The following is a 22280-nucleotide window of genomic DNA, read 5'->3' on the forward strand; positions in this document are numbered from 1 at the left end:
CTATTTTTTTGCACAACTGCAAATTCAAAGCTTAGCTAAAGCACTATTTCTCTAGCTTCAAAAGCACCCTGCGATTCAGCTCTTGCGCCTGAGCCGAGTCTTCTTTTCTGGCTGGTCTAGAGTCACCATAGCCTTTAGCACTGATACGAGCTTCTGCGACTCCCTCAGAAATAAAGAAGTCCATTAAGGTTTCCGCGCGTCTTTCGCTTAGTTCCTGCTCGGAGGTGATTTCGCCATACAAGGATGCATAGCCATTTGTGTGAACCTCAATAACAATTGGCTTTGCTTGCTTTCGAAGCTCTGGTAGCAAGCTATCCAAAATAGACGCCCCTGAACGAGCCAAGTCATAAGACCCTGCATTAAAAAGAACACGAGAACTAAGTTGCAAGCTTAGGTAGGGTTCAGAATCTTCTATTTGAACATGCTGTTTTAAGTTTCCTGTATTGATAAGCGTGGCGAGTACTGAAGCATCAAGTTCGCCACCCTCTTGGCCAATACCGGTCAAATCCATCAGTTCATCAGTGAACACAGACAAATCAGCAGGCTTCTCAACAGGCGCCAAAACAGGTGCCTGCACTGAGCGAAACGTTAAATACAGCAATAAGCCCAGCGCTAGCATGAGCAGGAATAAATCAACAAATATGGAAGAGTTCGAGCCTTGCTCAGACACACCTTCACTTGATTGAAACTTAGCAAGTCGAAGTTTTTCAGACCAAGAGCTTGCGTCCTTCTTCTGAGCCTTCTCTGCGAAGCCATCGACTTTAGATAACATGGCCTTGAAATTATCAGCAGGACGCCTATGGCGTAAGTCTGAATAATTATCTGAGCGATTTAATGCACTACTCATTTACGTTTCTCAAGCAGTAGAAGTTTATTAAGCAGAGCGCTGAAGCCCAAATTTCACTAACATTGGCTTCTTCGAAGCTCGCTTTGGCTTTTTAGTGGTTTGCTGATTAGCTGATAATGCGTTCATGCTTTCGATGTAAGTCATCAAGGTCTCGCGAATCACCGCAGGCGTCCGACGCTCGTGAATCAGAACAATACCTTCTGCAAGCAAGGTAATATGCTGAACCTCTTTTAATCGACGCTGCTCCAGCCTTTCAGCAATCGGTTTGAATACAAAGCTCGCCAGGATTAAACCATAAAAGGTACTAACCAAGGCAAAACCCATAAGGCTTGCCGCCTCAGAAACGGCTCTGCCCTGCTCCAAGATAAAAGCCATATTGAGCAAGGCCAGCACGGTACCGGCAATACCAAAAGTCGGTGCAAGATTCGCCAGGGTGCGGAAGATGCCTATATAGCGCCCTTCATTTAAATTTACCTGGCTAATCTGCCAATTGAGAAGTGAAAGAATATCGTCGCTTGGCTGGCGATCCCTGATCATCTGCAGCCCCTTTTTCAAAAAAGGTTTATCCAGTTTTGATAAATCCCGGTCGATCAGGGTGTATTGGTTTCTAAACCAAAGCTGAGCAAAATGAAGAATGATATTGGCTTCGTTTGCCACGTCAGAGTGCTCGGCTTTATTTCTTGGAAAAGCTTGTCGAAATGCGGCAAGGCAATCGTCAAATGAGTGACTCAAGACAGCCCCGGTAAAAGTTCCCAAAACCACAAGCAACAAACCTGGAAGGTTCAAAAACTTTAAAGGTTCAAGGCTTGATAAGGCCAGCACCAGAACAAAGGCAGCCAACAGTAATAAAACAAGAGTGCGGCCCGTTAGCTTCTGCCGGGAAAGAGCTTTAAAAGACATGAGATTATTCCATCAATAAATATTTCTAATGGAATATGCATAAACTGCGCCTAATGGTGATTTTGGAAAAAACAAAACCTGAAGCGATAAGCAAAGCCTAGAAAACTAAACTTAAGCTATTGTTAAATAACAAATTAACTTGAAATACTTTATATAAAGCTAATATTAAAAACTAGCCTTTCAATCTAAGGTATGAAGAAAGGAGCCAAAAGTTCGTCAACACAAACAAATAAAACCGTCATATTTTTGCCTGTTTATGCTGACACTCTATCCCTGAGTGTTTGTAAGCGCTCCGGCGTTCCAACATCGAGCCAATAGCTCTGGATACGCTCACCACCAACTCGCTGTGCTTCAATCGCAGTTCGTAGCTGAGGGCCCAATTGCGAAGGGCCAGGTTTTATATCCTTAAAGAAATCTCGGTGAAACAAAGCAATTCCGGCATAGGTCAGGTGCTTGCCATCATTTGTATTCGCTGACAACTTACCGCTACTTTGTAAGACAAAATCCCCTTTTAAATTGTGCTCAGGATTATCCACTAGCGCGAGATAAGCCTCCCGCGACTCATTGTGAGTAGAAGCGTTATTCAGAAATTCAGCAATATTCAACTCACTATAAACATCGCCATTGATAAGCAAAAACTCTGGCTCGGCTTCGTCCGTCAACATTGAAAGCGCTTGAACAATACCACCCGCCGTTTCCAGAAGTTCAGATTCGTGACTGTAATGTATACGTAGGCCCCACTTTTCGCCATTCCCCAGGCTAGCCGGAATTTGCTGAGCTAACCAATGCGTATTAATCACCACATCTTGAATACCTGCCGCAGCGAGCTTCTCTAAGTGAAATTCGATCAGGTACTTCTCACCTATCCTCAATAAAGGCTTGGGGACATGCTCCGTCAAAGGCCGCATACGCTTGCCAAGGCCTGCTGCAAGAATCATCGCTTTCATGAAGAAGCTCCCAGCTTTTCTGATAGCCCAGGCAATACCCTCTGCTCAAGAAAGTGAGTCAGCTCCTGAAACTCAGGGTAAGCCGCACTGACTTTAACGATATACTGCACCGTTCTTGGAATATCATTCAAATAGCCATGCTTTCCATCTCGCAGGGATAGACGAGCAAAAATACCGGCCGCTTTCAGATGCCGCTGCATGCCCATTAAGTCGAAATCTCGTTTGAACTGTTCAAAGCTCGCTTGTCGCTCAGCCGAATCACTCAATAAGTCGTAAAAGTCTCTGCACCAAGACTCAAGCTGCTCGTTTGGCCAAACGATGTAACAATCACGAAGCAGGGAAACCAGGTCGTAGGTGTTAGGACCTTGCACCGCATCCTGAAAATCGATTATTCCCAGCTCTTCACCAACCACCATCAAATTTCGCGCATGATAGTCACGATGGACAACGACTTGTGGTTGAGCCAAAGCACTTTCTTCCAAAGCATGAAAGCTTGCCTTTAAAAGCTGCCTCTCGTCTTCACTCAAATCAAGACCAAGCTTTTTCTCAAGCAACCAGTCTGGGAACAGGGCCATTTCCCGTTGCAGCAGTGCACTATCATAGAGTGGTAGAGCATAATCATTTGCTGGCTTAAGACTTTGGATCTTTAGCAGCGCCTTCATGGCTTGCGCATAGTGTTTATTACCACTTTCTATCACCGGGCTATCGGGATTCAGGTAAGGCAACAATAGCTCATCTCCCAAATCGCTTAATAATAGAAAGCCTTTATCCAAATCAACTTTTATCAAAGCCGGAACATTGACCCCTTGCTCTCGCCAACTACGTGCCAAGCAAACAAAGCTATTAGAGTCTTCCTTTTCAGGGGGAGCATCCATTGCGATTAAAGACTGGCCGGGCTGTTGAAAGCGGAAGTAGCGCCTGAAACTTGCATCGCCCGAGACAACCGAGAGCTCGGCTTTTTCTATCTCCAATGCTTCGGCAACCCAGGTACAGAGTGCTTGATACCGTTGATCCATCAATTAATCCTAATGTGTTTTCTTCTATTGAGTTGAATAAGACTTTATCGCTTTGGCTATGTATGCGTCAGTGTATATGACTAAGAAAGGCATGACCTTCATTCGCTGCGGCTATCCTAATCAAATTATATGTGCGCAGCAAAACTTAGCGAATTAAAAAAATGAGAGAATAAATCCAAGCGACTGGCTTTGAGTCTCAACAAAAGTTAAATGACATCCCTCCTGGCAGCGTTTATTATTCGCAACTAGGTTTGTTCATTAAACTAGCTAACCCTCTCGCTACTCATACTGGATCTCTGCATTGCCAACATTATCGCCATTTAAAGCTCCATCAAAGCGCATCTTCATAAGAGCAGTGCCTTTAATGTTAAGCATGAGCGCATCTGTCTGGGCAAATGATAATAGTTCGCTAACAACAGAGGCATGCTCATCAGCAAAGTCTGCGTCACCTTCAACAGAGCTGACATCAGAAAAACCGGTTAAGCCTGAAGAAGGTATTGTGATTCACGCCAAGGAAGTTAACTACCTTCCTGATGAAAACCTGGAGCTTAAGGGCGATATCGAATTTACTCACGGGCCTTACCATGCTCAAAGTAATGAAGCATCCATTAACAAAATTAGCCAGACAGCTGAACTTAAAGGCGACATCGTACTAAGCAGCCCCGATCTGATACTAAAAGGTGACAGCGCAACGGTAAATATGACCAGCGATAGAGTTTCGGTCATCAATGCCAGCTTCTCGAACCCCAAAACTTCAATTAACGGCAAAGCTTCAGAAATAACACGGGCAGACGAAAATACGCTGCTCATTCATGATGGCTTATTTACCAGCTGTCCGCCCGAGAAAAGAGACTGGGCCTTCGCTGCAGAAAACATTTCTCTCAATAGAGAAGAAGGCTTCGGCCAAGCAAAAAACACCCGTTTTCTGATTAAAGATACGCCTGTGATGTACATTCCCTGGTTTTCGTTTCCGATCGATGACCGCCGTAAGTCGGGCTTCTTATATCCTTCATTCGGTACCTCAAATACAGAGAACGGCATATTTCTATCGACCCCCTATTATTTTAACTTAGCGCCCGACTACGATGCGACGTTTACGCCCAGCTATGTTCATGGCAGAGGGGTACATTCCGATCTAGAACTTCGGCATGCTAGCACTTATACCAATAGCGAGCTCAACTTAGGCTACATCAGCAAAGACAAGTTCTATAATAGCGAGCAGAAAGCAATCGGCCCAGATGACACGGACGCTCGCTGGGGCCTCAGCTTTAGTCAGGATATCAATGCGCATCATGACGGCTGGTATGGCACGCTCAAATATAGCCAGATCAGCGACTTTGACTACCTGGATGATTTGAACCAGGGGCTGAATATAAACCGAAGTGATAACCTTGATCGAAGGGCTGAACTCCATTATTCAGAGGATAACTGGCGATTCAGCTTCTTGATGCAGCAATACAAAAGTATCGATGAAACACTGCTGGCAAGCGAACAAGCTTATCAACGCTTACCTGAACTAAATTATCAATTCGGTTCTATCTACAAACAACTGCAACTCGACTGGCACAGCCAATATGTCTACTTCTACCGTGACCAGGAAGGTCTCGTCGGGGATGAACGTATTATAGGCTCACGCGTTCGACACCAGCCCAAGGTATCATTGCCTTTATCTAAGAGCTGGGGCTATATCAGCCCATCTGTAAGTATCGACCATACCGACTACTTTCTTGAAGATTATACGCCTGTCGACAATAATATCTCTCGCACCATTCCAATTTATGAACTTGATGCGGCTTTATTCTTCGACCGAAGTTCTTTATTCAGTGAAAGCCAATTCTTCAAGTCATCCACGATTCGCCACAGCTTGGAACCACGAGCTTACTATGTGAATGCCAAGAGCGTAGACCAAGATGCTCTTCCTAATTTCGACAGTACCTTACCTAGCTTCAACTATCAGCGACTGTTTAGTCCCTATCGCTTTAGTGGCGGTGATCGAGTCGGTGACAATAACAGCCTGACGATAGGTATCACCAATCGTTGGACCGACATGCAAACTGGGCAAGAGAAAGCTATTGTCAGCATTGGCCAGGTTTACCACTACGATGATCGCGAAGTTGGCATAAATGGCGTTGGAGAGGCCGACCGCAAAGACTCCCTGCTGGCGACCGAGTTTATCTTCCGTCCCTATCCAGGTGTAGAGCTGGCAACGAGTGGTTTATGGGATGCCAGAAACAACCAGACCCAGGAAGGCAATACGAGTTTGCACTTACACAGTCAAGACTACCGTCATGTGCTGAATTTCAGCCATCGCTATATCCAGGGTGAGCTAGAGCAAATCGACACCTCTTTTATTGCGCCTATTTATCCTCAAACCAGTCTAATAGGCCGTCTTCGTTACGACCTTGAGGAAGAGCGCAGCATTGGTTCGCTTGCAGGCATTGAATATAGTAGCTGCTGCTGGCGCGTTCAATTGCTAAGTCAATCTTATCTAGATAGTGATAGCGAAGTCTTACATGGGTTTTTGTTCCGTTTTCAACTAAGTGGTGTTGGCGGTTTTGGACAAAGTACCCGTAGAATGGATCAACATATTCCGGGCTATGCGGCCCGAGAAGAAATTTTAAATTAGAGTTATTTATAGTTATGGCGATGTTTACTCACACCCACAAAAAATCACCTTCAATTCTGAGCCTATTATTTAGCACCCTACTAGGACTTAGCTGTATGGCCTCTGTGGCTCATGCTGAAGAAAACTCTAGACCTGAACTGAGGCCAAATGCAGTACTTCTAGACAAAGTCATCGCCATTGTCGATGACGATATCGTGATGCAGTCTGAGCTAGCCCAACGTGTAAACTCGATCACTAAACGCTTACAGCGCCAGAATACCCCTCTTCCCTCGTTGTCAGTTATGCGACAGCGTGTGCTTGATCAATTAATTCTTGAAAGCATCCAGCTACAAATGGCAAATCGTACCGGTATTCGTATTGGTGATGCCCAGCTTAATACCACTCTAGAGAATATCGCTCGTTCGAATAACATGACGCTCTCTCAGTTTGAAGCGCAACTTGAGCTAGAAGGCGACACCTACGCCAGTGCTCGTGAACAAATACACCGGGAAATGGTCATCTCCAGAGTTCAAAAAAGACAGGTTGACCAACGCGTAAGAGTCACCGAGCAAGAGGTTCAAGCATTCTTAGCCTCAAAAGAAGGTCGAACACAATCTGGCCTTGAGTACTTGATTGGCCATATCTTAATCGCACTCCCTGAATCAGCAGATAAAGAACAAGAAAGAGTAGCGCTAGATAAAGCAAACAACATTCTTAAAGAACTCAAGGCAGGTGAAGATTTCCAGAAAACGGCTGTTGCGCAATCTGACGGTCGCCAAGCACTTGAAGGCGGTGTAATTGGCTGGCGTAAAGAAAGTGAGCTACCAACTATCGCAGCTGACATCATACCCAGTTTGGCCATTCAGGAGCCCTCATCACTTATTCGTACCGGAAGTGGCTTCCACATTGTTACCGTGCTAGATAAACGCGGTGGTCAGGAAAAGCTAATTGAGCAATCGCAAGTCAGACATATTCTGATTTCACCAAGCGAGATTAGAACTGAAGAAGAAGCAAAAGAAATCATCTACAAACTTCACGAACGCCTACTGGGTGGAGACGACTTTGCTGCCATAGCCAAGTCCAATTCAGATGACCCGGTTTCCGCTATTGATGGTGGTAATCTTGATTGGGTTAATCCTGGTCAAATGGTTCCTGCTTTTGAACAAACAATGACTCAGACAAACGTAGGCGAGTTAAGTGAGCCTTTCCGTTCTCAATTTGGCTGGCACATCCTTCAAGTAACAGAGCGACGCGTGAAAGATATGGCAGAGTTGATTCAGAATAACCAGGCTCAGCAAACCCTACATCGCCGCAAATTTGAAGAGGAGCTATCCAACTGGCTGCTCGAAATAAAGGGCGAAGCTTATATCGAAATTAAAGAAGAGTTTGCAGAAGAATCCTAAGCATGGCCGAGAATATTTCTAACGCCCCTCCTGTACTGGCACTCACGCCTGGTGAGCCAGCCGGTATTGGCCCTGAATTAGTCATTCAACTAGCGCAAAGCGAGCTAGCCTGTTCACTGCTTATTTTTGCTGATAAGCAAATGATGGAAGAACGGGCGGCACTCTTGAATCTTGGCTTCTCAGTAAAAGATTGGCAGGAGTATTCTCGGCAAAATGAACCTGGGCTATATATTCAACACGTCTCGCTCGCTCGCCCTTGCCAAGCCGGTCAGCTCAATGTGGCCAACGCCTCCTATGTCGTTGAATGCCTTGACCAGGCGATTGATGCTTGCTCATCAGGTCGTGCCGATGCCTTGGTTACTGCCCCCTTACACAAAGGCATCATCAATGACTCGGGTACTGCTTTCACAGGGCACACCGAACACCTGCAAATGCGATGCGGCGTTAGTAAAGTTGTGATGATGCTAGCAAGCCCTCGTATGAAAGTGGCACTAGCAACGACTCATCTTCCTTTAGCAGAAGTTAGTCGTAATATTGCCCCTGACAACCTGAAACAGGTCATTCAGATTCTCATTGACGACCTGAAGAGCAAGTTTGGTATCAAGCAACCACGTATTCTCGTGGCAGGCTTAAACCCTCATGCAGGTGAAAACGGCCATATGGGCAGGGAAGAAATCGATATTATTGCGCCTGTTATGGCAAGCTTTAAGAGCCAGGCAGAATTACTAGGCCCCTTACCTGCCGATACCTTATTCAATAAAAAATACTTAGAAGAAGCCGATGCAGTACTGGCCATGTATCACGATCAGGGCCTACCTGTGTTAAAGTTCGATGGCTTTGGTGAGTCGGTCAATATTACGCTCGGCCTGCCGATCATCCGTACTTCAGTAGACCATGGCACAGCACTAGATCTCGCTGGCAGCGGGCAAGCAGATGTCGGTAGTTTGAAAACGGCCGTAGATATCGCTTTGCAAATGGCGTCCGCTCAAGGCTAAACAAACAGTTTAACACCCAAAATTCAAGAGAAGGCAGGCAAGATGGCTAAACACAATCAGAAAGCAGGTCACCAGGCTCGTAAGCGCTTTGGTCAAAACTTTCTTCATGACGACGCAGTCATCAGCCGAATCATTAGCGGCATCAACCCCCAACCTGATGATCGTTTGGTAGAGATTGGGCCTGGTCTTGGTGCGCTTACTGAACCCTTGCTTGAGGCAAGCGAAGGAAATCTCCAAGTCGTAGAGCTTGATCGTGACTTGATCCCTATCCTGCGCACAAAATTCTTTAACTATCCCGACTTCGTCATTCACGAATCAGATGCCTTGAAGTTCGACTTTGATCAACTGGCAGATGACGAACATAAGTTAAGAATCGTCGGCAACCTGCCTTATAACATATCAACACCGCTCATCTTTCATTTGCTGGAAAGCATTACTAACCTGAAAGACATGCATTTTATGCTACAAAAAGAAGTAGTAGAGCGTATGGCTGCAGCACCGAGCACTTCACACTATGGCCGCTTGGGTATCATGACTCAGTACTATTGCCGTGTTCAACCACTGTTTATTGTCGGCCCTGAATCATTTGACCCGGCACCAAAAGTTGAGTCAGCCATTGTCCGCCTGGTTCCGCATGCTACGCTTCCTTATCCTGTTGAATCGGTAGAGCGTCTTCAGCATATTGTACGCACAGCCTTCACTAAGCGTCGTAAAACTCTACGTAATGCGCTCAGCGGCGCAGTAGAACCTGAAGCACTTGAGGATTTGAATATCGATGCAGGGCTGCGACCAGAGAACCTGACGGTGGAACAGTTTACTCAGTTAGCGAATTGGAAAAAGTACTAAGAACTAGCTCTCTAAGCCTTACCAAGGCAGAGGCTCAACTCTTGATTGCCAATGCATCGTAGCCAGGTCATCTGTTAAGACCTCTGTTTGCGCCACTACCTTTCGCCAGTAGCTTATTCGCTCTTGGTCACTTAGATTCAAGAAGTCATGACGATCAGGGATTTTCTTATAAGGCAGGCTGGCCACAAATTCTTCTGATGGCACCGGAATATTCGCAAAGTGTGGAAACAGAACAAAACCATCTTTAGGCAACAAAGGTAAGTCAAAAGCATAATCTGTAATGCCCCCATCTTGGTAGACGCCTTCACCCGCGAGGCCTTCCACGCCATCAATAATGACGGGAATAGCACCTGTCGCAAGTAAGGTGTCCTCCAGATTTCCGCTATAGAGGTCTGCATAACGTGTCGGTAAATCGGTGAGCCGTCTATTGAACAACTGACTTCTCGGGTCATGTATTAAGATGCGGGAAAACTGCCAGGCAAGTGTTTTTCGTGAGCAGCGATTGTTTATCGCAGCTAAGCCATAGCCGAGTGATTTGAGGTGTTTATTTTTGCTAGCGGTCAAGCCATGACATTGCGTCGCAATCACATTAAGGTGCCGCCCCTTCGTCGCAAGCACCGCCTCTGCACCTTGTTCTCCCAACAGCTGGTGAATTACCTTTCTACAACCTTCCTGAATTTCTTTGCCGCTGGGTTTCGCCGAATACGTTTGCTCAATATAGGCTTCGCTTAAATTTCGATATGCTGTTTCAGGATTTTGGTGAGCGTAAGTTGCCATGCGCCAGGCACCTGCAGACGTACCTAGTAGCTCCAAGTCCGACTCGCTGGCCTTAAAAAATTGCTGCAAGAAACAATCGATACCATGTAATACCAACCATTTCGGCCCACTTGAAGCACCTAATAACACTTTGATATCGAACGGACTTAAGCCCTGAGCACGCACATGTTGTAAAGCCTGTTCACCTGCATAAACACGCAAAGGCTGGCTGATTGTTTTATCCTTTTTAAACCTTTATTCTTCTGGTTTACGAGCTTGTAGTTACGGGAATGAGATGAGCGAGAGCATAGCGTGATATGTCAGCTAAATCTTCCTTACGAACCACAATGCCATCATGAGATATTTTAATCAAGCCATGTAAAGTAGACCACATCACCTGTGCTAGTCGAAGTGGGTCATCATCTGCTTTTAACAAACCTTGTTGATGAAACTGCTCGGGCAGCTGCGCATAGGCACGAAAGCAATCCTTGGCTGTTCGCTGCAAACGGGGCGAAGGGTTATCGCGCCATAGCTCTCTACCGAACATTAACTCATATTGGGTGTCGTTCTCCATCGCAAAAGATAAATAGCACTGAATCGTTAGCTCCAGACGCTCCTGCATACTTAAGTCGGTTCTTGAAATTGCAGAGGAAAGCTGTTCGGTCAACACCTCAAAGCCTTGCTCTGCCACCGCCGCTAATAAGTCATTCTTATCTTTAAAATGATGATACGGCGCTGATCTTGACACGCCCGCCCGCTCGGCGAGCTTACGCAAAGATAAACCCGGCATACCATTCTCTTGTAGCATCTCCAGCGAGATTGAGATCAGCTTGTTTCGAAGGTCACCATGATGATATTGCTGTTGTTCACTCATAACTCAATGCTCGCACGCCATCTTGACAACGTCAAGATTAATGCTTATCTTGACACTGTCAACTTTGACCTTAAATCACTATTTATCTACTGCTACCGTAGGAGAAGATGCAAAATGAGCTTCAAAACTCTCGAGATCACCACCGAAAATCACATCGCTCACCTTAAGCTTAATCGCCCTGATGCGCTTAACGCGATGAATATCGATTTCTGGCAAGAGCTACCTGTTGCTATCCGTGAAATCGATGCCTCAGCAGAAGCGCGCGTAATAGTGATATCTTCTACTGGCAAGCACTTCAGCGCGGGCATGGACCTAGCTGTATTCACCAGCGGTAACTCAATTCCAATGGGCGGCGACCCTTCACGCATGGCTGAAAACCTACGCCGTGCCGTGCTAGAACTTCAAGATGCTTTTAACGTATTAGAAGAGGCGCGTATCCCGGTTCTGACTGCCATTCAAGGTGGCTGCATTGGTGGTGCTGTAGATATGGTTTGTGCGAGTGACAGCCGTTACTGTACTGAAGAATCATTCTTCACCATCAAAGAAACCCAGCTTGGTATGACAGCAGATTTAGGCACCATGCAACGCCTACCTAAACTCATTCCAGAAGGCATCATGCGTGAGTTGGCTTATACCGGACGTAAGTTCGACGCTGCAGAAGCAAAAGAAATCGGTTTAGTGAACAAGGTTTTCGCAAACCAAGAAGAAATGCTGGAAGGCGTAATGAGTATCGCAGCCGAGATAGCCAAACAGTCTCCGGTTGCTGTGGCTGGTTGTAAGGAAATGATCAACTATAGCCGCGACCATAGCGTTGCTGACAGCCTCAAATACATGGCCACCTGGCAATCAGGCATGTTCCGTCCACAGGATATGATGAAGTGCTTCCAGGCCAAAGCGATGAAGACTGACCCAGACTTTGAACCTTTGCTTCCGATTAAACCTTTGTTTACTTAATATTCAAACACCGGGAGCAAACGCTTTTGTATCCCGGTGCCAGCTTTCTAAGAAAATAGGCGTCCAAACGGCTTATCCCAAGGTGTTCCTGTTGCCATTAAACTTAGTTTTTGCAGTAAATTCACCGGACGAGCTTCACTATCTAAGGGTAGCTGGTAATCTTCTTTCAGACCTGAATCAAGCCCCTCCATCAACACAAGTCGGCCATAGGGTGCTAACAAGGTATCAACCCTTAGGCGGTCTGACTTATTTAATGAACAGTACAAATCCTGAAGAACTTCCAAGCAATAAACCCGGTAATGCACGACCTTCAAGTTTGAAAATGAAACGTCTTCATTCGCAAAATCCATGACAGCTCGCCCATCCAGCCAAGCTTCTGCATTTTTCAGCAGCATAGGCCAATAAGTTTTCATAATATCTTTCAAAAAGTAATGCCAACCTTTATGGCTAAAGTCACTCTGGTGCGCCCTTCCTTTAACCCCACTTCCTTTGACATTCCACATTCTAGCTACCCATTCATAGACTTCCGGAGCTTCTTCTCGCATTACTTGGGCCGGTGCTGGGTCTAGTGAAAAGTGACGAAACATCGGCCCAAAAAAAGCAAAATCAACCAGACTTGGCCGATTACCCAATAGAAAGGGCTGATCTCTCAATAATACTTTCATTGCACAAAGCAAATGATAATAATGATTTCTAACATAGGGTTCTGTTTTTGAAGACACGCCATCCCCTTCTAGAAAGGTTTTGGTTTGTCGTTGCGCAAAATACCAAGCACCGATTTTTTTAGGCAAAGGCCAGTCTGACAAGACTTCTTCACTAATTCTCTGAGCAAGAAGCTGACGAGTCTCGGGGTAACGCCAACGCCAAAACATCGCTGAGCGCCAACACCATTCATCAGCATAGTCTTCAATTAATTTTGACATGAATAAGTCAACAGGGTCTTCTGGCATAATTGAGTGCTGTGGAAAATTCGACTCCAACCAATCGAACATAGGCGTCGTATCCTTTAACCACTGCCCATTGGCTAAACGCACCACGGGGACTTTCATTAAACCTGTATGAGGGTAAACCTTATTCACCAAGTCCCCTACAGAAGCATTTACCCGTTCAAAGGGAATCTCTTTATAACGCAGTAAGGCTTCAAGCTTACCGCTAAAGTAAGATACATCCGCAAGATAAACCCTCAAAGGCTCATACAGTAGCGAATCAGGTCCATTTAGCTCATCAGCCTCGTCTTTAACCGCACGATTGGTCATTGCCATCATCTCTTCCGTTATTATTTTCTTTCATGGTTTTACGCAGTCATACAGCAAGTATCAGGCCATTCCCGCTTATTTTTTGAACAGACACTAAACTAAGCGCTACAAATAGGCGACTGAAATTACACTTGCAGAATATATTCAAGAAATAATATACTGTATATCCATACAGGCATTTACTATGAAAAACTTCATTGATTTACTCGAAAAGAAACAGCTAATCTGGCATGGCCGGAGTAGGCAACAAGCACCTGAGTTCGAAACATCCGGCTACTCCGAGCTCGATGTTCACTTGTCTGGCGGCTTTCCAAAAAAAGGCGTTGTAATGCTGCACTCAACTTGTGGTATCGGCGAGCTTCGCCTGTTATTACCCTCGTTAATAAACAAACAAGGCCTCTGCATATTTATCAACCCGCCAGGTATTTTGAGTGCTGAGTTCTTTTATCATCAAGGCATTGAGTTAGAGCGCATACTACTTATTAATACTAACTCTGCGAATGAAGCCTTGTGGTCTGCAGAACAGTGCTTGAAAAGTGGTGCCTGTGAGGCCGTACTCCTGTGGCAAAACCAACTAGAAGTTCATCATATTCAACGCTTACAATTAGCCAGTAATCAGGGGCAGTGCCGTCAGTTCATCTTTCGAACAGCAAAGCAGCAAAGCCTTTCACTACCAGTCAATTTGAGCTTGCAACTAAAGGCTGAAGAGCGAGGTATCGCGATTACCATCGCAAAACAAAAAGGTGCCTGGCCAAAACCCGAATTCTCTCTCAATATGTCTTCTTATTGGCCTTCACTGGCACTACAAAACACGAACAACATCATCCCTTTCCCTGCTTCTAAAGCGGTATAAAGGTGATGCTATGTCTCTATCAACTTTATGGCTTTACCTCCACTTCCCTTCACTACAAATCGATAGCCTGTTTTTAAACCAGGCAGCATGCAATCAGGACGAACAGCAAGCCGTTATCGTAATCAATGGTCAAAAAAACATCGTAGTTCAAGCCAATGATCATGCCCTACAGCAAGGTATTCATTTGGGAATGGGGCTAGGTAGCGCTGCCTCCTTATGTCGTGAGCTCTGTGTGCATGCTTATGATCCCGAAATAGAAAGAAAGAAACTGCTTGAAATAGCTCACTGGCTCTATTTAGTCACCTCCGACATAAGCCTTTGCGGTTCAAATGGTTTGTTGTTACGGGTCAGTAATATGTTGAGCCTATATGATGGGCTCACGAGTTATTGGCAAACCCTAAAACAGCATTTGGAAAAACAGCAAGTCCATTATCAATACGCCAGTGCATACTCACCTCTAGCGGCTGAACTACTCGCAAGATCGGGCCTAAATCTGATTAGTGACGAACGTAAACAAGTGCTAGCGCACCTCAAGCAGCAAAAGCTTAGTGAAAGCCGCTTGCCTGATAAACAAATTGAGCGCTTGCAACGTGTCGGTATTCGAGACATGCAAGCACTCCTGGCTGTTCCCTCAGCAGAGCTTGCCAAACGTTTTGACCTATCCCTGGTTAATTATGTCGGACAACTCACCGGCACTCTGCCACAAGCCGTCCATTTCTATCATCCTCCCATGCAGTTTTCACGTTATTTGGAATTACTATTTGAACTCTCTAATCTTCAGCTTCTTGAAAAGCCCTTACTGCGCTTACTCAATGCACTGGAAGAGTTTTTACGAATCCAAAATCTTTATGCCTATGAGTTAAAACTACAACTTCATTTACGAGATAAAGGCTTTCAAGAAGTTTTTGCCAGCTCAGCAAAAGGTGATTATCTGGCAAAGGTATGGCTGGATTTATTCAGCTTACGTTTTGAGTCGGTTAAAGTCCCTTCGCCAGTTATTGGCATCACTATCTCGGCACATAAAACAAAAGCCAAGCACGAAGAAAGCATGGATTTTTTTGAGGGCGGACAGCGCAATGGCTCTTCTTTAGAGCTCATCTCAACACTTCAGGCAAAACTGGGCCCTGATTCAATTAAGAATATTGATTTAGTAGATGACCCACGGCCTGAGCTAAGCACCTGTTTACGTAACTATCAAAACCGGCCTATAAAAAAAGGCATGGCGAACCACCTGACAATCGACAAAGCAAAGCTTCGTCCCAGCCTTTTATTCCCCAAACCAAAAGTATTAAGAGAACGCGTCACGCTTATTGAGGGGCCTGAACGTATCGCGACAGGCTGGTGGGATGAGCAAAACGTTATTCGTGACTACTTTATTGCGCGTGCACATAGCGGCGCTTGGCTATGGGTATTCAGAACACCTGAACAACGTTGGTATTTACATGGAGTATTTGCCTAATGCAGCCTCACTATGCCGAGCTTTTCTGCCAGAGTAACTTCTCTTTTTTGGAAGGCGCGTCTCATGCTGAAGAACTGGCTATCCAGGCTTCATTTTTAGGCTATCAAGCACTCGCTATTACCGATGAATGTTCAGTCGCCGGTGTAGTCAAAGCACATACGGCGATAAAAGAGCATCAGCTACCAATAAAGCTGATTGTCGGCAGCCTCTTCCGCCTCGGCAAACATCTAGAATTGATACTACTCTGCCCCCATCGACAAGCTTATGCCGAGCTATGTCGCTTAATTACGAATGCTAGACGTCGAGCCAAGAAAGGTGAATACCAATTAACAGACTGGGATATCATGAGCATTCAGCATTGCCTGCTTATCTGGTTACCCAGCGGTAAGGCGCATGACCATTCCCAAGCCAAATGGCTGAAGAAGCATCACGCCAACAGACTTTGGCTTGGCTTACAGCGCCACCTGAAATACAACGATAAACAATATATCCAGCACTGCCAGCGTTTGGCCGAAAGTTGGGACTTAGCCATCACCGCCTGCGGTGGTGTATTAATGCATACCGCAACACGCCTACCGCTACAGCACGCTCTGACAGCCATCAGAAAAGGCCGTACCATTGCTCAGTCTGGCAAGCAGCTACTTAACAATACCGAGCGTTGTTTAAGGTCCAGACAGAAAATAAGCAAACTGTTTCGCGAGGAGTATTTACACGAAACTCTTGTTATCGCCCAACAATGCCAATTCAAGCTTAATGAACTTCGTTACGAATACCCTAGCGAGCTAGTCCCGAACAATGAAACACCCATCTCTTACCTGCGTACTTTAGTCACACAAGGCGTGAGGTTTCGTTTCCCTCAAGGTATTCCTGATCATATTCAGTCAACCATAGACAAAGAGCTGAATCTAATTGCAGAGCTGGACTATGCCTACTTCTTCCTAACGATCCACGACATTGTAATGTTCGCCAAACAAAGAGGAATTCTTTATCAAGGAAGAGGCTCTGCAGCCAACTCGGTAGTGTGTTATTGCCTGGAAATCACCTCTGTCGACCCTCGCCAGATATCTGTATTGTTTGAGCGCTTTATCAGTAAGGAGCGCAATGAGCCGCCTGATATCGACGTCGATTTCGAACACGAACGCCGTGAAGAAGTCATTCAGTATATTTATCAGAAATACGGCCGAGAACGAGCAGCCTTAGCTGCAAGCGTCATCACTTATCGCTTTAAAAGCGCCGTCAGGGATGTTGGTAAAGCCTTAGGTATCGCCGAAACACAACTTGAGTTTTTTATTAAGAACGTTAATCGACGTGACCACAGCTTGACTTGGCAGTCACAGATCATCGAATTAGGACTCAACCCAGACACAGGTAAAGGCCAGCAGTTTATTAATCTCGTTAATGAAATTATGGGATTTCCTCGTCACCTTTCACAACATGTTGGTGGCTTTGTCATTTCATCCGGACCGCTATACGAACTCGTACCTGTCGAAAATGCCAGTATGGAGGCACGTACCGTCATTCAATGGGATAAAGATGACCTGGAAAGCCTTGGGCTACTGAAAGTCGATGTATTGGCGCTCGGTATGCTCAGCGCTATCCGTAAGACATTTTCCCTTATTCAACAATACCACCAACGAGACTTGAGCATCGCAGATATCACCCGTATGCAGGATGACCCAAAGGTTTATCAGATGATTCAGCGAGCCGACACTATTGGCGTGTTCCAGATCGAGTCTCGTGCACAGATGAGTATGCTGCCACGTTTAAAACCAGAAAATTATTATGACCTGGTGATTCAGATCGCTATTGTCAGACCCGGGCCAATACAGGGCGATATGGTTCACCCCTTCCTAAAGCGGCGTAATGGTGAAGAGAACATCGAATATCCTTCGGAAGCTGTTAAGGAAGTCTTATCCCGCACGCTGGGAGTACCCATTTTTCAGGAGCAAGTGATCAAGCTGGCTATGGTCGCCGCCGGATTTACCGGGGGCGAAGCTGATCAACTCAGACGCGCCATGGCCTCTTGGAAAAAGACGGGTAAGCTGATGCAATTTAGATCGAAACTGATTGAGGGGATGCTGGAAAGGGGCTATGAGCAAGCCTTTGCAGAACGGATTTTTGAACAAATCTGCGGCTTTGGAGAGTACGGTTTTCCTGAGAGTCATTCAGCTTCATTTGCCGTACTCGCATACGCTTCTGCATGGTTAAAGCATTACTACCCAGTTGAGTTCTACACATCCTTACTCAACAGCCTACCCATGGGTTTCTATAGCGTTTCGCAGCTCGTACAAGACGCTGTACGCCACAACATTGAAGTACGCCCCGTATGTATTAACCAGTCAGATTATGACCATCGTTTAGAAAAACTGCCTGAAAAAGGCTCTAGTCATTACAGCCACGCCATGAGGTTAGGCTTACGGCAGATAAAGAACCTCAGCGAAAAAGGCGCCAGGGAAATTCTCAGCAAACGCCCGAATGCTGGTTATCAAAATGCACAGGCACTTCATCAGCTGACATTGAACCAAAAGGACCTTGAGGCCCTCGCTTCTGCCAATGCTTTACAATGTTTTGCAGAAAACCGCTACGCAGCGCGCTGGGCGCTTATGAATCCGCCTCAAAACTTGGCACTACCTGAGCAAGATTCAAAGCTGCAAGTAAAAGAGGAAGCACAATACCAATACCGGCCGAGCAACTTTGACAACCTGATTGAAGATTACGCCTCGCTACAACTAAGCCTTGAGCAGCACCCTATTACCTTATTAGACCGTATAGGTTGCTTAGGAAAATTTACCCGATCAACACAGCTAGCAAAGATTAAACATCAATCCTTTGTTGATATAGCCGGTGTCGTCACAGGAAAACAATCCCCAGGAACCGCTTCAGGTGTAACCTTTATGACCTTGGAAGATGACACCGGAAACATCAATGTCGTTATTTGGGCAGGCACGGCGCGGGCACAAAAAAAAGCTTACTTGAGCGCAAAAATCCTCAAGATCAAAGGCATCCTGGAACGTGAAGGAGAAGTCACCCATGTGATTGCGGGCAAGCTAGAAGACATGACGGAACAATTAGCAGGCTTACAGAGTCGTTCTAGAGATTTTCATTAAGACGCGAGGTTTATCTACCTTCATCAATTTGCTGTGCAATAAAGCCATCAAAGTGGTCACCTAAAGTTGTGCTTGTATTCTTCGGCACTTTGTCACCTCTCGTATACCATTTAATACCCAATAATGGTTAAGCACCCATAACCAAGCAATCAAGTACGCATCCTTCAGTCGTCGGATACTCTTTCATAAGGTCTTATAAGCAAACTTTGTAGTTAGCTCTACTCTCACTCCCCAGCTTCAAAAATCGTTTCTACCATTGCAGAGGCAACTCCAGAGACTTCTACCCGATAATCGGTTTTGCCAAAACTAAGCACGGCTCCAATAAAGGTGCTGCCAATCGCGTCTAGCATCTGATCTGGCTCCAATTGCATGTTTTCACAAATTTCGGCAACTTGGTCCGAAAATTCCTGCAATACTTCTTGAGACAGTTCACTCATACATAACCTTCCTAAGCCAGAATAATTTTCTTAACCATAAGAGAATTACGTCTATAAAACAATGGATTACTTAACTTACCCCTAAGCTTTAGGTACTTTGTCACTTTATACGTATAGTTAAAAGACTGCCTTTTTTATGCAAATTGAGGCTTATCTTCAAAAACCAACTAATATTAAGGGATAGGTTGAGGTTGCCTGTCGTATTACAGAAGGTCTCTTGCTATGCAATAAATTACTCGCAAACTAGAAATGGAGAAGAAGCTTACTGTGGTAGTCTCTCTACTTGCTCAAAAACTTTTTGCTCTCGCACTATTGGTCTTAATCTGCTTTTCACATGCCAACGCTCAAGGCGATGACAAATTGATCATATTTGTCGACAAAAGTTACCCGCCTCATATGTATCAAGTTGAAAAAACAGAAGCTGACGGTTTATATCCAAGACTACTAGAAGCAACCATCAAACAGGCCGGGCTCAAAACTGAAATTAAAGCGTTACCCTGGAAGCGCGCTTTATTGTATAGCGCAAGCGGCAAAGGCGCTGTCGACGGCGCGTATAAAAGTGATGAGCGCATAAAAACCTACGATTACTCCGCACCACTGTACCAGGAAAAACTGGTTTTATTTATCAATAAAGATAAGCCTTTTGAATTCAATTCAATTGAAGACCTGAAAGGAAAGGTTGTTGGCGTTAATCGCGGCTGGTCCTATGGCCAAGCATTCGATACAGCCAGAGAAAATGGTTTATTCACTCCAAATGTACGTAATGACCCTCACGATAATTTTAAAATTCTCGCCCTGGGAAGAATCGACTGCGTCATACTAGATCAGATATCAGGCGATTCTTATACACGCATTTTGGGAATCGAAGATAAAGTGAGCGCTTTGCCCAATGCCTTTTCAATCAATGATGTTTACCTAATTATTCCTAAAGTACTTAAGATGACCCCATTTCTAAACGACTTTAATTCAGCACTTAGGCGCATACGCGAAGATGGCACTTATCAGAAAATCGTACAAACTTTCGTGCAAGAAGCCATGTCGGATTAACATGTATTTCTATTCCTAAATCATGTATCTGCAAAAAGTTATTAATTTTTCTTCCTCCGTGTAAACCTTTTCTAACTTCATTCGTTTACGCAATACAACCGACAAACAAATGGAGTTAGAAATGAATCAATCAAAGCTACTGGCTTATACCTTTGCCTTTTCAACCAGTCTTTTTGTGGCTGGCTGTGGCGACTCAAGTAACCAGGATGACACCGCACTAATGGGAGACTTGCAAGTCGCCGTCACCGACGCTGAAGAAGACTTTTTGACCTATCGAATTGAATTGGAATCCATACAACTCAAAAAAGCTAATGGCTCACTTGTCGAAGTGCTACCGCTTCAGAGTGAAATAGACTTTGTACAATATCAGGAGCTTTCTGAGCTTTTTGCCGTATTGTCTGTACCCGCAGGCGAATACCAAAGTGTTATATTGGGCCTGGATTACAGTGAGGCTGATATCGTTATTCAAGACGAAGAGGGTGCTTCTTATGAAGCTGCCATACAAGATGCCAATGGTAATGCGATTACTCAAATTGATGTGGAGCTAAATCTTAATGAAGGCAATAGCATCAATATATCCCCTTTCAAAACCGCTCAATTGACGCTTGATTTAGACTTGGCTGCCTCAAATACTATTGAGTCTTTCGAGCCACCCTTAGTAACTGTAGAGCCTTTCATGGTCGGCAGTACCGAGCTGGATATCGATAGGGAACATCGACTAAGGGGTTTACTCGAAAGTGTTGATCTGGCCACTAATACCATCGACATGAAACTAATTCCGATGCGCTTACGTCGCGGAACCTTTGGCGATTTCAACTTCCATGTCGATGACAATACACTGTATGAGATTGATGGCGTTGAGTACACGTCTGAAGAAGGCTTAAGCTTACTAGCAGAACAAGCTGAGGGGACCCCTCTTATTGCTTTTGGTGGCCCTTCAGAAGAAGGTGAGCAACGCTACTTGGCAACACAGGTACTCGCCGGTAACAGTGTTCCTTGGGCTGAACAAGATGTATTGAAAGGCATCATCACTGCACGCAGTGACTCAAGCATTTCGATTCAAGGTGCAGTCGTCGAGACTGGCGACCAGGCGGCTCACTTTCAGACAGAAGTCACACTGGCGGTTACTGAAGATACTGTTGTCACAGGTTATCGCTTAGGTGATGCCAGCATCGCCAATTTATCGGTAGGGCAACGAATACTAGCGTTGGGTGAATTTAACGCTGACAATAATGAATTCGATAGTAGTCAAGGCCATGTCAGAATGAAGCTCAATGCCATTGTGGGCGAAGTGGTGCAGGCATCTCCTTTGGAGTTGGATCTTAGCCATATCAACAAACGACCAATTGATCTTTTTGACTTTAGTGGCACAGGCCTTGATGCGGCTAATGATGCTTCACCTGAACAGTATGAAATCAACAGCTCTACACTGGATATTAGCGCTATCGAAGAAGATGAGTGGATGCAGGTACGCGGTTACCCCAGTTCTTTCGGCTCATCACCATCAGACTTTGACGCCTTAAGCATTATCAACCCGGACTTTAGCTCCCACCCTGCCCGAATGTTCGCTTTATGGCAGTCGCCTAGTACGACAGGGCTAACAATTGAGTCGAGTGAAATCGTATTATCACTTGAAGATGCTAGAACAAAGCTACACTTGAAAGGTATCCCCGGCTCAAGCCAGTTAAGCTTCTCTCCTGAAAAGCTTGTTAGTACTGCTGAAGAAGGACGTTTCAGTATTTTGATTCGCGGTGAAGGCGTCCATATGTTTACGGATTTTGACAGCTTTATTGGCTCGGCAAGTGAGTATCTACAAAATGGCCTTGCAGTGCATCAGTTAACTGCAACGGGGCAGTATACCGACAGCCTTAAGTCACTAGACGTAAATTATGTGACGCTACGTTTAAGCGAACCGCAGGACCTAGAGCAAGATCAGGAATAGAAAGAATTGGACTACACGACCATTCGTGTAGTCCAA

General features: G+C 45.3%; 19 protein-coding genes. 10 read left to right on the forward strand and 9 right to left on the reverse strand.

The window, feature by feature from the left end; translation table 11 throughout:
- Window positions 1–43: 43 nt before the first annotated feature.
- From A3729_RS22180 to A3729_RS22195, 4 genes are all read right to left on the reverse strand, one after another.
- The gene (locus A3729_RS22180) at window positions 44–847 is read right to left on the reverse strand and encodes an OmpA family protein (protein ID WP_068508878.1); all 804 of its coding nucleotides are present in this window, start codon (window positions 845–847) and stop codon (window positions 44–46) included.
- A gap of 27 nt (window positions 848–874) precedes the next feature.
- Window positions 875–1747 (reverse strand): motility protein A, encoded by an 873-nt coding sequence (locus A3729_RS22185; protein WP_068634285.1) that lies wholly within the window; start codon window positions 1745–1747, stop codon window positions 875–877.
- A gap of 254 nt (window positions 1748–2001) precedes the next feature.
- Window positions 2002–2694, reverse strand: coding sequence for an N-acetylmuramate alpha-1-phosphate uridylyltransferase MurU (gene murU / locus A3729_RS22190; RefSeq protein ID WP_068508882.1), 693 nt, complete (start codon window positions 2692–2694; stop codon window positions 2002–2004).
- Window positions 2691–3710: an aminoglycoside phosphotransferase family protein gene (locus A3729_RS22195; protein WP_068508884.1), complete on the reverse strand. Its 1020-nt coding sequence runs from the start codon at window positions 3708–3710 to the stop codon at window positions 2691–2693. The genes murU and A3729_RS22195 overlap by 4 nt, the downstream gene beginning before the upstream one ends.
- A 373-nt stretch (window positions 3711–4083) precedes the next feature.
- Here A3729_RS22195 and A3729_RS22200 point away from each other — a divergent pair, with 373 nt between their 5' ends.
- The 4 genes from A3729_RS22200 to rsmA all read left to right on the forward strand — a co-directional run bounded on the left by A3729_RS22200 (window position 4084) and on the right by rsmA (window position 9559).
- Window positions 4084–6336 (forward strand): LPS-assembly protein LptD, encoded by a 2253-nt coding sequence (locus A3729_RS22200; protein ID WP_068553418.1) that lies wholly within the window; start codon window positions 4084–4086, stop codon window positions 6334–6336.
- Between the two features lie 95 nt (window positions 6337–6431).
- Window positions 6432–7718: a peptidylprolyl isomerase gene (locus A3729_RS22205; protein ID WP_068511090.1), complete on the forward strand. Its 1287-nt coding sequence runs from the start codon at window positions 6432–6434 to the stop codon at window positions 7716–7718.
- 2 nt (window positions 7719–7720) lie between these two features.
- A complete protein-coding gene (gene pdxA, locus A3729_RS22210; protein ID WP_197475985.1) occupies window positions 7721–8713 on the forward strand; it encodes a 4-hydroxythreonine-4-phosphate dehydrogenase PdxA in 993 nt (330 codons plus the stop codon).
- Between the two features lie 42 nt (window positions 8714–8755).
- Window positions 8756–9559 carry a 16S rRNA (adenine(1518)-N(6)/adenine(1519)-N(6))-dimethyltransferase RsmA gene (gene rsmA, locus A3729_RS22215; RefSeq protein ID WP_068511087.1) on the forward strand — a complete coding sequence of 268 codons (804 nt, stop codon included), beginning with the start codon at window positions 8756–8758 and terminating at the stop codon, window positions 9557–9559.
- Window positions 9560–9577: 18 nt separating this feature from the next.
- Here rsmA and A3729_RS22220 read toward each other — a convergent pair whose 3' ends face one another.
- Entirely contained in the window at window positions 9578–10537 is a 960-nt protein-coding gene (locus tag A3729_RS22220; RefSeq protein ID WP_082880406.1) for a hypothetical protein, read from the reverse strand.
- Between the two features lie 46 nt (window positions 10538–10583).
- Complete coding sequence (locus A3729_RS22225; protein WP_068634288.1) at window positions 10584–11189, reverse strand: TetR/AcrR family transcriptional regulator; 606 nt, start codon at window positions 11187–11189, stop codon at window positions 10584–10586.
- Between the two features lie 114 nt (window positions 11190–11303).
- On the opposite strand from A3729_RS22225, the gene A3729_RS22230 reads away from it, so the two are divergent.
- The gene (locus A3729_RS22230; RefSeq protein ID WP_068634289.1) at window positions 11304–12143 is read left to right on the forward strand and encodes a crotonase/enoyl-CoA hydratase family protein; all 840 of its coding nucleotides are present in this window, start codon (window positions 11304–11306) and stop codon (window positions 12141–12143) included.
- A gap of 47 nt (window positions 12144–12190) precedes the next feature.
- Here A3729_RS22230 and A3729_RS22235 read toward each other — a convergent pair whose 3' ends face one another.
- A complete protein-coding gene (locus A3729_RS22235; protein WP_068634290.1) occupies window positions 12191–13399 on the reverse strand; it encodes a glutathione S-transferase family protein in 1209 nt (402 codons plus the stop codon).
- A 184-nt stretch (window positions 13400–13583) separates the two neighbouring features.
- Between A3729_RS22235 and imuA the strand changes: the two genes are divergently transcribed.
- From imuA to A3729_RS22250, 3 genes are read left to right on the forward strand one after another with little or no spacing between them, the layout of a single operon-like run.
- Window positions 13584–14252 (forward strand): translesion DNA synthesis-associated protein ImuA, encoded by a 669-nt coding sequence (imuA, locus tag A3729_RS22240; protein WP_068509144.1) that lies wholly within the window; start codon window positions 13584–13586, stop codon window positions 14250–14252.
- 10 nt (window positions 14253–14262) lie between these two features.
- Window positions 14263–15711 (forward strand): DNA polymerase Y family protein, encoded by a 1449-nt coding sequence (locus tag A3729_RS22245; protein ID WP_068509143.1) that lies wholly within the window; start codon window positions 14263–14265, stop codon window positions 15709–15711.
- Window positions 15711–18818, forward strand: a complete 3108-nt coding sequence (locus A3729_RS22250; protein WP_068634291.1) for an error-prone DNA polymerase — start codon at window positions 15711–15713, stop codon at window positions 18816–18818. The genes A3729_RS22245 and A3729_RS22250 overlap by 1 nt, the downstream gene beginning before the upstream one ends.
- A gap of 10 nt (window positions 18819–18828) precedes the next feature.
- Here the strand turns inward: A3729_RS22250 and A3729_RS34685 are convergent, their stop codons facing one another.
- Both A3729_RS34685 and A3729_RS22255 read right to left on the reverse strand, forming a co-directional pair.
- Window positions 18829–18906 carry a type II toxin-antitoxin system ParD family antitoxin gene (locus A3729_RS34685; protein ID WP_156490383.1) on the reverse strand — a complete coding sequence of 26 codons (78 nt, stop codon included), beginning with the start codon at window positions 18904–18906 and terminating at the stop codon, window positions 18829–18831.
- Window positions 18907–19042: 136 nt separating this feature from the next.
- Entirely contained in the window at window positions 19043–19255 is a 213-nt protein-coding gene (locus tag A3729_RS22255; RefSeq protein WP_068634292.1) for a hypothetical protein, read from the reverse strand.
- Window positions 19256–19504: 249 nt separating this feature from the next.
- Here A3729_RS22255 and A3729_RS22260 point away from each other — a divergent pair, with 249 nt between their 5' ends.
- Window positions 19505–20302, forward strand: a complete 798-nt coding sequence (locus A3729_RS22260) for an ABC transporter substrate-binding protein (RefSeq protein WP_068759958.1) — start codon at window positions 19505–19507, stop codon at window positions 20300–20302.
- A 121-nt stretch (window positions 20303–20423) separates the two neighbouring features.
- A complete protein-coding gene (locus A3729_RS22265; protein WP_068634294.1) occupies window positions 20424–22244 on the forward strand; it encodes a DUF4382 domain-containing protein in 1821 nt (606 codons plus the stop codon).
- The last annotated feature ends 36 nt before the right edge of the window (window positions 22245–22280 follow it).

The sequence above is a fragment of the Oleiphilus sp. HI0043 genome, from assembly GCF_001634935.1.

Bases quoted from the DNA above. Each gene is read 5' to 3' on its own strand.
- A3729_RS22205 (WP_068511090.1), top strand. From the start codon at position 6,432: ATGGCCTCTGTGGCTCATGCTGAAGAAAACTCTAGACCTGAACTGAGG.
- A3729_RS22195 (WP_068508884.1), bottom strand. From the start codon at position 3,710: ATGGATCAACGGTATCAAGCACTCTGTACCTGGGTTGCCGAAGCATTG.
- A3729_RS22230 (WP_068634289.1), top strand. From the start codon at position 11,304: ATGAGCTTCAAAACTCTCGAGATCACCACCGAAAATCACATCGCTCAC.
- A3729_RS22250 (WP_068634291.1), top strand. From the start codon at position 15,711: ATGCAGCCTCACTATGCCGAGCTTTTCTGCCAGAGTAACTTCTCTTTT.
- A3729_RS22260 (WP_068759958.1), top strand. From the start codon at position 19,505: ATGGAGAAGAAGCTTACTGTGGTAGTCTCTCTACTTGCTCAAAAACTT.
- rsmA (WP_068511087.1), top strand. From the start codon at position 8,756: ATGGCTAAACACAATCAGAAAGCAGGTCACCAGGCTCGTAAGCGCTTT.
- A3729_RS22245 (WP_068509143.1), top strand. From the start codon at position 14,263: ATGTCTCTATCAACTTTATGGCTTTACCTCCACTTCCCTTCACTACAA.
- A3729_RS22265 (WP_068634294.1), top strand. From the start codon at position 20,424: ATGAATCAATCAAAGCTACTGGCTTATACCTTTGCCTTTTCAACCAGT.
- A3729_RS22225 (WP_068634288.1), bottom strand. From the start codon at position 11,189: ATGAGTGAACAACAGCAATATCATCATGGTGACCTTCGAAACAAGCTG.
- A3729_RS22200 (WP_068553418.1), top strand. From the start codon at position 4,084: ATGAGCGCATCTGTCTGGGCAAATGATAATAGTTCGCTAACAACAGAG.
- pdxA (WP_197475985.1), top strand. From the start codon at position 7,721: ATGGCCGAGAATATTTCTAACGCCCCTCCTGTACTGGCACTCACGCCT.
- A3729_RS22180 (WP_068508878.1), bottom strand. From the start codon at position 847: ATGAGTAGTGCATTAAATCGCTCAGATAATTATTCAGACTTACGCCAT.
- murU (WP_068508882.1), bottom strand. From the start codon at position 2,694: ATGAAAGCGATGATTCTTGCAGCAGGCCTTGGCAAGCGTATGCGGCCT.
- A3729_RS22235 (WP_068634290.1), bottom strand. From the start codon at position 13,399: ATGACCAATCGTGCGGTTAAAGACGAGGCTGATGAGCTAAATGGACCT.
- A3729_RS22255 (WP_068634292.1), bottom strand. From the start codon at position 19,255: ATGAGTGAACTGTCTCAAGAAGTATTGCAGGAATTTTCGGACCAAGTT.
- imuA (WP_068509144.1), top strand. From the start codon at position 13,584: ATGAAAAACTTCATTGATTTACTCGAAAAGAAACAGCTAATCTGGCAT.
- A3729_RS22185 (WP_068634285.1), bottom strand. From the start codon at position 1,747: ATGTCTTTTAAAGCTCTTTCCCGGCAGAAGCTAACGGGCCGCACTCTT.